The sequence below is a fragment of the Thalassospira sp. SM2505 genome, assembly GCF_054901115.1.
Genome location: NZ_CM142731.1, coordinates 3,197,338 through 3,209,562, shown reverse-complemented (window position 1 = coordinate 3,209,562; position 12,225 = coordinate 3,197,338). Strand labels below are relative to the sequence as shown.

10 protein-coding genes and 1 tRNA gene are annotated in these 12,225 nt (G+C 54.7%); 7 read left to right on the top strand and 4 right to left on the bottom strand.

Features of this window, described 5'->3' with window-relative positions; all coding sequences use genetic code 11:
* The first annotated feature begins 304 nt into the window (after positions 1 to 304).
* On the top strand, positions 305 to 1,477 hold the full coding sequence (locus ACTU44_RS15095) for an aminotransferase (protein WP_462095813.1): 1,173 nt from the start codon (positions 305 to 307) through the stop codon (positions 1,475 to 1,477).
* A 93-nt stretch (positions 1,478 to 1,570) separates the two neighbouring features.
* Here ACTU44_RS15095 and ACTU44_RS15090 read toward each other — a convergent pair whose 3' ends face one another.
* Positions 1,571 to 1,921, bottom strand: coding sequence for a rhodanese-like domain-containing protein (locus ACTU44_RS15090; RefSeq protein WP_462095812.1), 351 nt, complete (start codon positions 1,919 to 1,921; stop codon positions 1,571 to 1,573).
* A gap of 139 nt (positions 1,922 to 2,060) precedes the next feature.
* Between ACTU44_RS15090 and ACTU44_RS15085 the strand changes: the two genes are divergently transcribed.
* Entirely contained in the window at positions 2,061 to 2,924 is an 864-nt protein-coding gene (locus ACTU44_RS15085) for a LysR family transcriptional regulator (RefSeq protein ID WP_462095811.1), read from the top strand.
* 65 nt (positions 2,925 to 2,989) lie between these two features.
* Here ACTU44_RS15085 and ACTU44_RS15080 read toward each other — a convergent pair whose 3' ends face one another.
* Positions 2,990 to 3,991 (bottom strand): Gfo/Idh/MocA family protein, encoded by a 1,002-nt coding sequence (locus ACTU44_RS15080; protein ID WP_462095810.1) that lies wholly within the window; start codon positions 3,989 to 3,991, stop codon positions 2,990 to 2,992.
* Between the two features lie 338 nt (positions 3,992 to 4,329).
* Here ACTU44_RS15080 and ACTU44_RS15075 point away from each other — a divergent pair.
* Both ACTU44_RS15075 and pyrC read left to right on the top strand, forming a co-directional pair.
* Positions 4,330 to 4,406 (top strand) — tRNA-His (locus tag ACTU44_RS15075).
* Positions 4,407 to 4,551: 145 nt separating this feature from the next.
* Positions 4,552 to 5,598 carry a dihydroorotase gene (gene pyrC, locus ACTU44_RS15070; RefSeq protein ID WP_462095809.1) on the top strand — a complete coding sequence of 349 codons (1,047 nt, stop codon included), beginning with the start codon at positions 4,552 to 4,554 and terminating at the stop codon, positions 5,596 to 5,598.
* 75 nt (positions 5,599 to 5,673) lie between these two features.
* Here pyrC and ACTU44_RS15065 read toward each other — a convergent pair whose 3' ends face one another.
* Positions 5,674 to 6,540, bottom strand: coding sequence for a putative metalloprotease CJM1_0395 family protein (locus tag ACTU44_RS15065; RefSeq protein WP_462095808.1), 867 nt, complete (start codon positions 6,538 to 6,540; stop codon positions 5,674 to 5,676).
* A 188-nt stretch (positions 6,541 to 6,728) separates the two neighbouring features.
* Between ACTU44_RS15065 and ACTU44_RS15060 the strand changes: the two genes are divergently transcribed.
* Positions 6,729 to 7,592 (top strand): DUF547 domain-containing protein, encoded by an 864-nt coding sequence (locus tag ACTU44_RS15060; RefSeq protein ID WP_462095807.1) that lies wholly within the window; start codon positions 6,729 to 6,731, stop codon positions 7,590 to 7,592.
* Between the two features lie 57 nt (positions 7,593 to 7,649).
* Here the strand turns inward: ACTU44_RS15060 and ACTU44_RS15055 are convergent, their stop codons facing one another.
* Positions 7,650 to 7,886: a hypothetical protein gene (locus tag ACTU44_RS15055; protein WP_114100069.1), complete on the bottom strand. Its 237-nt coding sequence runs from the start codon at positions 7,884 to 7,886 to the stop codon at positions 7,650 to 7,652.
* A 362-nt stretch (positions 7,887 to 8,248) separates the two neighbouring features.
* Between ACTU44_RS15055 and ACTU44_RS15050 the strand changes: the two genes are divergently transcribed.
* The gene (locus ACTU44_RS15050) at positions 8,249 to 9,223 is read left to right on the top strand and encodes a DMT family transporter (protein ID WP_336082851.1); all 975 of its coding nucleotides are present in this window, start codon (positions 8,249 to 8,251) and stop codon (positions 9,221 to 9,223) included.
* Positions 9,224 to 9,412: 189 nt separating this feature from the next.
* The gene (gene gyrA, locus ACTU44_RS15045; protein ID WP_462095806.1) at positions 9,413 to 12,223 is read left to right on the top strand and encodes a DNA gyrase subunit A; all 2,811 of its coding nucleotides are present in this window, start codon (positions 9,413 to 9,415) and stop codon (positions 12,221 to 12,223) included.
* Positions 12,224 to 12,225 lie beyond the last annotated feature (2 nt).

Genomic DNA, 12,225 nt, shown 5'->3' with positions numbered 1-12,225 from the left:
AGTTTTAGGCAAAATGATTAAAAATTATGCAAATGCGCTGCATTGAAGGCAGGCAGTGTGATCCGGATTGCTTCTGACCCTACGCTCAAAGGATCGCATGCGACAGAATTTGCTGCAAAAGAGTGATTTCGTTCGCAGATATTTGCCAAATGGGTGTGAATCGATCTGTTTGATTTATAGACTCGAACAAACCATGCCCGCGCGATTATAGTACGGCACAGATTTACAACAACATGGCCCCAACGGGCCGGGGAAAAGCCGGAGGCCACCATCCGGTGAACGCATATAATATAAAGGACGCCTCATGACCGAATTTGTCGGCAACCCACTTTTCGCCTCGGGCGGGATCACGATCTTTGAAGTGATGAACGAACTGGCCCAGAAACATCAGGCCATCAATCTGGGGCAGGGCGCACCCGATACGGACGGCCCGGCCGATATCCGCGAAGCGGCTGCCAAGGCAACCATGGAACTGTCCAACCAGTATCCGCCCCTTGCCGGTGTGCCGGAACTGCTTCAGGCGGTTGCCGACCATAACAAGCGTTTCTATGGCATCGAGGTTGATCCCAAGAAAGAAGTGCTGGTTGCCGTTGGCGCGACCGAGGGGCTGGCGGATGTGATCCTTGGTCTGGTGGCGCCGGGCGACGAGGTCATCCTGATTGAACCGCTTTATGACAGCTATCTTCCCATGGTGAAGCTTGCGGGTGGTATTCCCAAACTGGTGCGCGTCACTCCGCCGCACTGGGAATTGCCGCGCGAGGAACTGGCCGCAGCGTTTAGCGAAAAGACCAAGCTGATCCTGATCAACTCGCCGCAGAATCCGTGTTCAAAGGTCTATGGTGATGACGAGCTGCAATTCATCGCAGATCTTTGCATCAAGCATGATGTGATCGCGCTGTGTGACGAGGTTTACGAGCATATTGTCTTTGATGGTCGGAAGCACAAACCGCTGATGACTTTCCCCGGCATGCATGATCGCACCGTGCGTATCGGATCGGCGGGCAAGACATTCTCGCTGACCGGCTGGAAGATCGGCTATATCACAGCCTGTGCAAAACTGATGGAGCCGATCAAGAAAGCCCATCAGTTCCTTGTCTTTACCGTGCCGCCGGCATTGCAGCATGGTGTGGCTTATGGCCTGAACAAGGATGACGAATATTTCGAAACCTTTACCGCGGAAATGCAGGCCAAGCGTGATTTCCTGTTGAAGGGACTCAAGGAAGTCGGCTTTGATGTTCTTGATTCCCAAGGCACCTATTTCATTACCTGCGATTTCCGACCGCTTGGCTATGACTGCGACGATGTCGAGTTCTGCCAGATCATGATCAAGGAAGCTGGCGTGGTCGCCATCCCTGTTTCGGCCTTCTATCAGGGCGAAGATGGCGGAGTGCGTCATTTTGTGCGGTTCTGCTTCTGCAAGCAGGAAGAAAAAATGGCGGCAGCGATTGAGCGCATGAAAAAGGCGTTTGCCAAATAAACTGGCCAGACCAGTTAACGAATATCCATGACAAAACGGGCCGATCCAGTACCGGCCCGTTCTGGTTTCAGGTTTTGTCCAGCGCGGGACAGGTCAGGCAGTGGCTGCAAGCACGCCCTGACCCTGAAGCGGAAGACCGGCTTCGCGCCAATCCTGCTTGCCATCGTGATAATCACGAACATTGCTATAGCCCAGCTTGCTCAGAGCCATCTGGGCAATACCGGAATTCTTGCACGGGCCATTGGCGCAATAGACCACAATCGGTGCATCAAGATCGGGCAGGATGGTTTTGACATTTTCGTCAATGGCATCATGGGGAATGTTGATTGCACCGGGCAGATGCGCATCAACATAGTAACGCGCCGGAAGCGCTTCGATCAGGACCGGTGCGTTTGCACTGCCAAGCACGGCCTTGAGTTCATCGCGGGTAATCGTTCTGGTCATCTTCCAATCTCCATCTGGAATATCGTTGACTGATGGGATCAGTATTGATGTGCAATGATGCGACGTAAATTTGGGAAAATTCGAACGATGTGTGCAATAATGCGAATGATTGGATAGGGCCAAGGGGGGAGTTGTGGGAATGCTCGAATGGGATGACCTGAAACTGGTGCTGGCGATTGCGCGTGCGCGCAGCATTACGCAGGCTGCAAAGCAAACCGGCATCCATCATTCGACGCTGTTTCGCCGGATCGCTGATATTGAAACCCGGTTGGGGACACCGCTTTTTGAGCGTCTTCAGGGCGACTATCAACCCACCAGTACCGGACAGGCAGCGATTGAAACCGCTGAAACACTCGAAGCCGAAATGGCCGTATTGGCCCGCAAACTTGCCGGGCAGGATATCAGGCCGTCGGGGATTTTGCGCCTGACCACGACCGATACGCTGTTGCATGCGGTGCTTGCTGATGATCTTGCTGCCTTTGGGAAGGCATATCCGGAAATCACCCTTCAGGTCGTCACCGATAACCGGTTCTATGATCTGAACCGCCATGATGCCGATATCGCGATCCGGCCCAGCAACGCGCCCAATGAAAATCTGGTCGGGCGCAAAATCGCCCCGATCCGCTCGGTGATCTGTGGTCCGTCGGGGCTGGATGATCCGGCCAAAGGTCCCTGGATTACCTGTGACGAGACGCTTGCCCATATCAAGGCTGCGCGCTGGCGCGACAAACATTTTGCGGATCAGCATGTCGCCTTGCGCAGCAACTCATTGCTGAATGTGGCGCGCCTCGTTGATGCCGGAGGAGGTTTTGCGGTTTTGCCTGCTTTTCTGGTTGCAGCATTTGCCAATATAGCTGTGATTGGCGATCCGGTAGACGGGCTTGATAACGATCTCTGGATGCTGATGCATCGCGATCTTAAGGCCACGCCACGTGTGCGGGCCTTTAACGATTTTATGTTTCCGCGCCTGAAACAAAAGGCATCCCTGTTTGCCGGGGCTTGAGAGGGGCATAAAGAAAAAGCCGGGTTTCCCCGGCTTTTGTCATCTTCTCTGATGGTCCATGCAGATCAGGCTTTGACCATTTCCCAACTGCCGGTCTTGGCCGAACGCGTCAGGGCATCAAGGATTTGCATATTCATGATCGCATCCTCGATCGGATAATCGACCGGGCTTTCCCCCTTAAAGATCGCAGTCGCCGCATCCCCCTGAAGGGTATAGTGATTGCAAAGCGGGAATTTGATCTCGCGGGCTTCGTCAAAGCCCGGCTGTTTCTGGCCAGCCACCCGGATGATCGCCGGATTTTCCGGGATCGGGTTGAACGGCATAATGATTTCGATGCGGCCTTCGGTGCCCAGAATATGAACGCGCTGTACGGCGGCCGACTGGGTGCCGCAGACAAAGCTTGCCTGTAACCCCGATCCGAAATCAAGCATGCCCGAAACAAGACGGTCGGTTCCGAATTTCGGGTCCTTGTCCATCAGGGATACAACACGCACCGGCTCCTTGCCTGTGACAAAGCGCGGGCCGACAATACAGTAGCATCCGATATCAAGCAGCCCGCCGCCGCCAATATCTTTCTTGTTGCGCACATTGTTCGGGTCGGCATTGAAATAGGTAAAGATGGTCTGCACCGTGGTGATGTCACCGATCTGGCCGCTTTCAACGATCTTGCGGGCTTCAAGCCACTGAGGATGATGGCGCACCATAAAGGCTTCAAGAACCTGTTTGCCGCTTTTGTCCCGGGCGGCGATCAGGCGTTTGGCATCCTCGGTATCAAGACCGATCGGCTTCTCGCACAGGACATGTTTGCCTGCTTCAAGCGCCTTGATCGTCCATTCAACATGCAGATGGTTGGGCAGGGGATTGTAAACCGCCTCGATAGACGGGTCTGCCAGAAGTTCCTCATAGGAACCATAGGCGCGCGGAATACGCAAATTTTCGGCGACCTCACGGGTCTTTCCAAGATCGCGTCCGGCAATGGCAAGGATTTCAAGCTTGTCGCTTTCCTGCATGGCCGGGATGACCTTTTCCGTGCCGATCTTGGCGGTGCTGATGACGCCCCACTTCATTCCGATACTCCGTCTGTTTTTCTGTTTTGTGGCCCGCCAACCCGAAGTCAACCCTTGGGTGCGGGCAGTCCGCAATGACGTATATGCATGGTTTCGCACATTGTTTTGCGGTTCAGTTCCTGGTTCCGATTAATTAAGGCATGTGGCCCGACATGCAAGATGTTCAGACGGGTAGGTGAGTTAAATTATCATACAAATAACGCCATTGGTTTGGTGTCAAACCGCCCAAGCCCGCAAAATTCGGCGCTTTGAAGGGGTTGGGGAGATTCAGCGGAAAAAAGTGAAAATATGCGCTTGACGTTGCGGGCCACGGGCCATATAAACCGCGCCACACGATGGCGGGTGTAGCTCAGGTGGTTAGAGCACCAGATTGTGGCTCTGGGGGCCGTGGGTTCAAGTCCCATCACTCGCCCCATGTGAAAAGGTCAGGCAGAAATGCCTGGCCTTTTGTCTTTTCTGGTCACATTTCACCCGCTTTGACATTCCCAATTCCCACCCAATCTGCTAGGTAACGCTCCATATTCCCAAACGGGGCTCAATGGTTGCCAGGAGATCGTCACATGTCGACACATCGCATTACCCTTCGCCGTCCGGATGACTGGCATTTGCATCTGCGTGATGGCGCGATGTTAAAAGGTGTGATTGGCGAGACTTCCGCGCATTTTGCCCGTGCGATCATCATGCCGAACCTTGTGCCGCCGGTGGTCAAGACCGCCGATGCCGTTGCCTATCGCGACCGCATCACGGCGGTCATTCCGCAAGGCCATGATTTCACCCCGCTGATGACCTTGTATCTGACCGAGGGCACCAATCCTGATGATATCGAGGAAGGTTACAAGGCCGGTGTGATCACCGCATTGAAGCTTTATCCGGCGGGGGCGACCACCAACTCCGATAGCGGGGTTCGCAATTTTGACAATGCGATGCCAGCGCTTGAGCGCATGGCAGAGCTTGGCATTCCGCTGTGTGTGCATGGCGAAGTCACCGATCATGATGTCGATATCTTTGACCGCGAAGCGGTGTTTATCGACCGGGTTCTGGAGCCGCTGCGCAAGCGTTTGCCGGAACTGCGCGTGGTGATGGAACACATCACCACCGAAGACGGCGTTGAATACGTTAAGGCCAATGACAAAAATCTGGGTGCAACGATCACCACGCACCATTTGATCATTAACCGCAATGCCATTCTGGTGGGCGGCATTCATCCGCATATGTACTGCCTGCCGGTGGCCAAGCGTGAAAAGCACCGTCTGGCGTTGCGTGCCGCCGCCACGTCGGGCGATGCGCGCTTCTTCCTCGGGACCGATTCCGCCCCGCATACGGATGAGCGCAAGGAAAGCCCGTGTGGTTGTGCCGGTATCTTTACCGCCAATAATACCGTGCAGCTTCTTGCCCATGTGTTCGAGCAGGAAAACGCCCTTGATAAGCTCGAAGGCTTTGCGTCGGTCAATGGCCCGCAATTCTATGGCTTGCCGTTGAACGGTGATCAGATCACGCTGGAAAAACGTGCGGAACCGGCGAAATTCGCCGCCAAGATCGAAACCGGCGAAGGTCCGGTCACGGTATTTAATCCGGGCTTTGATATCTTCTGGCATTACGCCGACTAATATCGAGCTTCGGATCAGACAAAGCAAAAGCGGCTCCGTGCGGGCCGCTTTTTTGTTGGGTGAATGCAGCGGGAATTAGCCGCTAAGATCAATCGTACTTGGCGCAGCATTAAGGCCAAGGGTGATGCGATAGCTTTCTGCTGCGGCACTGGCCTGTGATGCGATCATGGCCGAGATGCTCATGGATGCGCCCTTGGCGACGTTAAAATCCGCAGCCGAGCTACCCGGAACCGACGCAGCACGTGAAATTGCGGCCTGATTGGCGATGGCGGCAATGCCATCAAGTCCCTGAAGTGGATGAATGCTGACTTTCCCGCCCGTGGCATAAAGCCGCCCGTCGGGACCTGCGGTATAGCTGTAGCTGATCATGCCGGCATTGGCGCCGGCCAGTGTCTGGTGGCTTTCTTCCTCGGTCCGGACGGTCGCATCACGGGCGCGCAGTTGCTGAATGATTTCACGTTCGCTTGCGGTCAGAAGGGCCGGGTTGGATGTGCGCGGGCGCGCGCTTTTGGGCGTGTCTTCGCGTTCCTGTTGCTGGAGTTCGGTCGGGGATGTGGTGTCGGTTTCAGGGGCAGCCGGTTCACCACTAATATCACGCGGATCGAGTTGCTGGATGATCGTGATGACCGACGCGGCACGATTGACCGGTGCGGTTTGCGCGGGCGGCGCTGGTGGCGGTGGCGTCTTTTCCGCTGTCGTCCCGGTGCTGTTTGATCTGGATGGTTCGGTGCGGGGGAGTGATCCGCTGGCAGGTTGCGATGTGCCTGAAAGCGGAACAAGCGCCACGGCGGCAGGCATGGTTTGCGGCGCAGACGCGCCCGTTCCGCTCGACCCGCTGGTCGGCGGCTGGCTCCCGGAGCCGGGCAGGGCGCGTGTGGCTATGATCTGGCCAAGTTGCCCGCCACTTCCGGGGATAACCTGTATTGCACCTGCCTGTATCATGGTCGTTATTGTATCTCAACTCGGGGTTAAAAGTATATAAAGCAGGTTTGCGTGATCACGCCGGTTTGATGAGGTCGTTTTGCCCCTATGCGGTTAACACTGATGATATGGTGCCTCACACTGATTTCTGAAACGGGTCTTCCTGGCTGGTACGTTACTTCGTTGCCCTGAAAAATGGTTTGCTGATCATGCGCGTGTTTCTGTCTGTTCTGATGCTTGTCCTGATATCGGCTTTTGCGCCGGTCGGGGCTTATGCCGCCCCCAAAGCCGATCTTTGGCCGGACTGGCAGGCGCATGATCCTGACAGCATGCAGAAAATTGATCATTCCGGCTGGCAGGCGGTGCTTGATCGGTTCGTTGCGCAGCCAGAACCCGGTGTCACCACCTTTGATTACAAGGCAGCACTTGATGATCGGGCCAACGGGATTGAGGCCGTGGCGGGCTATGTCGGGAAAATGGTCGCCGTTCCGGTCAGCGACCTTAATCGCAATCAGCAACTGGCATACTGGATCAATCTTTATAATGCGCTGACCGTAAAGGTGGTGCTTGATCATTATCCGGTGGCATCAATCCGCGATATTGATATCTCGCCCGGTCTGTTTTCACTGGGTCTGTTTTCATCGGGGCCATGGGACAAGAAGCTGATCACAGTCGAAGGGCGGACCTTGTCGCTTAATGATATCGAACATCGCATCCTGCGTCCGATCTGGATTGATCCGCGCATTCACTATGCGGTCAATTGTGCATCGGTCGGCTGTCCGGCACTTGCACCCGAGGCCTATGATGCCGACCTGCTTGATGATCAGCTTGATCAGGCAGCACGTGATTTTATCAATCACCCGCGCGCCATTCACGGTGACGGGGACGGTGGTTTTGTGATTTCAAGCCTGTATGACTGGTATCGGGAAGACTTTGGCGAGCGTGATGCGCAACTGGTTGCCCATCTTCTGAGCTATGCCGGGCCGGAGCTGACCCGTCAGCTCGACAGCATCGGCCGGTTTGATGTAAGTGATGACGTCTATGACTGGTCGCTGAACGACGACCGGCCCTAAACAACATTACCTGTATGGTTCCCGGCATATGGCGCGGGATGGTGCTGGTGTCGGCTTTCAGGCGGCCTTGTGGCGCAACCTGTTGCCCTGTGCAGCCTCGCTGCCCCAAGATATGCGGGTGTGATGGGTGCTGCCAAATTCGCCAAAGGCGGATTTTCCGGCACGGGTTTGAGTTACCTGTTCAATCGTGTGACGAACGTCACTGGCAGAAATGCCATCATAGCGCATTAATGTCTGCACGATCGGGTCGGCAAGCATGTCTTCAATCGACAGTTCCTGATCAACGTAGCTCATCTTTTCGTATCCCGGTTTTTATTGTTGTGCGCAATGTAATGCTATTGCAAATCATTCGCAACTAAAAACATGTGCTGATTGTGCTTTTTTCCACTTTTTCCATTTTGCTTCATTGATCTGCCTTATGGACGGCAGCACAATGAAGGTGGAATATCGGCTGTTTGGGGGATGGTTATCCGCATCCAGGATCCCTCCTGGTCGGTTGCGTGTCTTTCTGTCGACAAGATGGTCCTGACCCGGAATGAAAGGACAGTCCGGGTTCTATTTTCTTGATTAATTGGTGCTTGGCCTCTAACGCTGATTGCTGGTTTGATCACGACTGTGATGAAGCCCAATAACTATGGCGAAAATAGGCTGGGAACATGACACGTCCGGGAATTCGTGAATATGGCTTGCTGTTGCTTCTTGCCATTATCTGGGGAAGCTCGTTTACCTTTATCAAGATCGGTGTGCATGCCTATTCCCCGCTTGTGGTGGCTGCAGGGCGGCTGACCTTTGCCGCAATCGTGCTGTGGTGTTTTGCATTGATGCGCAAATCCGAAATGCCCAAGGGCAGGCGGGCCTGGATTTCGACCTTTATGGTCGCACTGGTCGGCAATGCCATTCCGTTCTTTTTGATCAGTTATGGCGAAACCCGTGTTGATGCCGGGCTTGCCGCCATTCTGATGTCGACGGTGCCACTGACCACCGTGGTGCTTGCGCATTTCTTTACCCATGATGAAAAGCTGACAGCAGGCAAGGTGGTCGGGGTTGTTCTGGGAACGATTGGCGTGATTGTGCTGGTCGGGCCGGAAACCCTTTCGGGGCTGGGCGGGGAATTCCTGTTCCAGCTGGCCATTCTGGTTGCCGCTGTCGGTTATGCCATCTCGTCACTGGTGGCGCGCAATCTGCGTGATCAGCCGCGCATCGGATCCACGGCAATTATCCTGACATTTGCATCCGTAATGCTGGTGCCCTTTACCCTGATCATCGATCAGCCCTGGACGATGACATGGGATCTGAAAGCGGCGGTGTCGATCATGTATCTGGGCATGTTCCCGACCGGGATTGCCATGTTCATGATCCTGCATCTGATTGCCGTTGCCGGGGCCAGCTTCCTTGTCTTTAACAATTACCTTGTTCCGGCGGTTGGTGTTCTGATCAGTTTCATTGTTCTGGGCGAAGTGCCCCAGCCCAATGCGCTGATCGCACTTGTGATCATTCTGGGCGGGATTGCCGCATCCCAGATGCGGTTTGGCCGTAAATCGGCATCACTCGAACCCAGGCTTGCAAAATCTGATCCCATGGCCCCGGTGCTCGACGTTCCAAAGAGCGAAAAAAGCAAGCCCCGACAGTAAGATCGGACCACGGATTGATGATAAATTCCGAACTTTCTTGCCCAACGCGGAATGATGGGATTTGTCAATATTGTTTGTGGTCGATAAACCTGATACTTTCCGCCTTTCTGGTCCGGCATGTGCTTGAAAATAGCTGCATGTCACGCCGATTGAATCATTTCTGATCAAGCGTTTAAGAGGTCACGGCCTTTGTCCACCCAAGAGACCAATTCCGAAAGCCGCGATATTTTCCCGGTTTCCATCGAACAAGAAATGCGCCGCAGCTACCTCGATTACGCAATGAGCGTGATTGTCAGCCGTGCGCTGCCTGACGTCCGGGACGGTTTGAAGCCTGTACATCGTCGTATTCTGTACGCGATGCATGAAAACGGTTTCGAATATAACAAGCCGTTCCGCAAATCGGCCCGTGTGGTCGGGGACGTGATGGGTAAATACCATCCGCACGGCGATAGCGCGATTTACGATGCGATGGTCCGTATGGCGCAGAACTTCTCCATGCGTCTGCCACTGATTGACGGGCAGGGGAACTTTGGTTCCATGGATGGCGATAAGGCCGCCGCCATGCGTTACACCGAAGCCCGCATGGCGAAATCAGCGCATTTCCTGCTTGATGATATTGACAAAGACACGATTGATTTTCGCGATAACTACGACGAAACCACCAAGGAACCATCGGTTCTTCCGGCACGTTTCCCGAACATGCTGGTCAATGGTGCGGGTGGTATTGCCGTGGGTATGGCGACCAATATTCCGCCGCATAACCTTGGCGAAGTTATCGATGGCTGCATGGCCTATGTCGATAACCCGGCAATCACCGTCGAAGGCCTGATGGAATTTGTACACGGTCCGGATTTCCCGACCGGTGCACTTATTCTGGGCCGTTCGGGTATCCATTCCGCGTTCAAGACCGGTCGTGGTTCTGTCGTCATGCGTGCACGCACCCATGTCGAGGAAGTCCGTGCGAACCGTGAAGCCATCATTGTTACCGAAGTTCCCTATCAGGTGAACAAGGCGACCCTGATGGAAAAGATCGCTGAACTGGTGCGCGACAAGAAGCTTGAAGGCATTTCCGATCTGCGTGATGAGTCCGACCGTTCGGGCGTTCGCATGGTGATCGAGCTCAAGCGTGATGCGAACTCTGATGTTGTTCTTAATCAGCTGTTCCGCTTTACCGCCCTTCAGACCTCGTTTGGTGTGAACATGCTCGCGCTGAACCGTGGCAAGCCGGAACTGATGAACCTTAAGGACATCATTCAGGCCTTTGTCGAGTTCCGCGAAGAAGTCATTACCCGTCGTACCATCCACCTTCTGAAAAAGGCGCGCGAGCGTGCGCATGTCGTGGTTGGTCTGGGGATTGCCGTTTCCAATATCGACGAAGTCATCAAGCTGATCCGCAATGCGGCCGATCCGACCATTGCGCGTGAACAGCTGATGGCGCGCGACTGGGCAGCGGGTGATATCGTTCCGCTGATCGAACTGATTGCCGACCCGAACCAGATCGGTTCGACCGATGGCATGTATCGCCTGTCTGAAGCACAGGCCCGTGCGATCCTTGAACTGCGTCTGCATCGCCTGACCGGTCTCGAACGCGACAAGATCGCTGCCGAATTGACCGAATTGGGCGAGAAGATCAAAGACTTCCTTGATATCCTTGCCTCGCGTGAGCGCAAGCTGACGATCCTCAAGGATGAACTGACTGAAATGCGCAACGAGTTCGCCAACGAACGTCGCAGCGAAATTCAGGAAGCCGAATTCGAACATGACATCGAAGACCTGATTGCCCGCGAAGACATGGTCGTGACCGTGTCGCACAGCGGATATATCCAGCGTGTTCCGTTGTCGACCTATCGCGCACAGCGTCGCGGTGGCAAAGGCCGTTCGGGCATGGCCACCCGCGAGGAAGATTTCGTTTCCAAGCTGTTCGTTGCCAATACCCATACCCCGGTTCTGTTCTTCAGCTCCGAGGGCATGGTCTATAAAATGAAGGTCTGGCGTCTGCCGGTCGGTACCCCGCAGTCACGCGGCAAGGCTCTTGTGAACCTGCTGCCGCTGTCCGAGGGCGAATATATCACAACCGTGCTGCCGCTTCCCGACGAGGAAGAATGGCCGAACCTGCATGTGATGTTTGCGACCTCGACCGGTAACGTCCGTCGTAACAGTCTTGCCGATTTCGTGAATGTGAAATCCAACGGCAAGATCGCCATGAAGCTTGAAGAAGATCGTGGTGACAAACTGATTGCGGTTCAGACCTGTACCGATGATGACGACATTCTTCTGACCACCCGTCAGGGCAAATGCATTCGTTTCCGTGTCAGTGACGTTCGCGTCTTTACCGGCCGTAACTCGGTTGGTGTGCGCGGCATTCGTCTGGCCGACGAAGATTCCGTCATCGCGATGTCGGTTCTGTTTGGCAATCATGTCTCGATGGAAGAACGCGATGAATACCTTTCGATCGCAGGTAAACTGCGCCGCGAGGAAATCACCGAAGACAGTCTACCGCTTGAAATCCTTACGGCCGAGCGCCATCAGGAAATCAGGGATGGGGATCAGCTGATCCTGTCTGTGACCGAAAACGGCTATGGCAAGCGTACCTCTGCCTATGAATACCGTGTCACCGGTCGTGGCGGTCAGGGCTTTGCCAATATCGAGATGTCCGAACGTAACGGCAATGTCGCCGCATCCTTCGTGATCGAAGAGGGCGACGAACTGATGATGGTCACCAATGGTGGCAAGGTCATCCGTATGCCGACCCACGATATCCGTATTGCCGGTCGTAAGACGCAGGGCGTGACCTTGTTCCGTACTGCCGATGACGAACAGGTCGTGGCGGTCGAGAGACTAAGTAACCTTGGTGGTGACGACGAAGGCGAGGAAGGTGATATCGAGGGTGCTGAAGGTGCCGTTGATGGTGCATCCGATGCCGGTGAAGCGATTGAAACCAGTGCTGTTGATGCCGGTGATGATGCACCGGAATCTGACGGCGCAGATAGCGACGAATAATT